General features: G+C 51.4%; 1 protein-coding gene. It reads left to right on the top strand.

All coding sequences use genetic code 11. The features are described 5' to 3' along the window. Positions 1–22: 22 nt before the first annotated feature. Positions 23–321 (top strand): hypothetical protein (locus SB689_RS22805; protein WP_410694350.1); only part of this gene is annotated, 299 nt, incomplete at its 3' end.

Genomic DNA, 321 nt, shown 5'->3' with positions numbered 1-321 from the left:
GAGAAACACCTTTTCGTCATAGATGCCTTCCTCGATCTGTTGTTCTAAAATCACTCTTGAGATTTACTATGCTCCCGAGTCTTTGTTTGTCGCCAAATTTGTGGGACGGTCCAACTTTTTAAAAGGCAGCTGGTCGAATCCACACACCTTTTTGCTGGAGAAGGCAGGGGGGCAGACACAGCCGATTCCGGTATCGCGCGACTATGGTTCGTTTCACGCTCACCGCGTACTGCCGGTGCGGCCCGATCAGCTAAAGCTAAAGGCTTGGCACCAAGGCATGGACGGTGTCGTGGGGAAGGTAACTCATGTCCAATTCCAAGG

Source organism: Chryseobacterium sp. SIMBA_038, assembly GCF_046535115.1.
GTDB lineage: Bacteria > Bacteroidota > Bacteroidia > Flavobacteriales > Weeksellaceae > Chryseobacterium.
The sequence above is the reverse complement of the archived record's forward strand: the minus strand, read 5'-3'. Positions and strand labels throughout refer to the sequence as shown.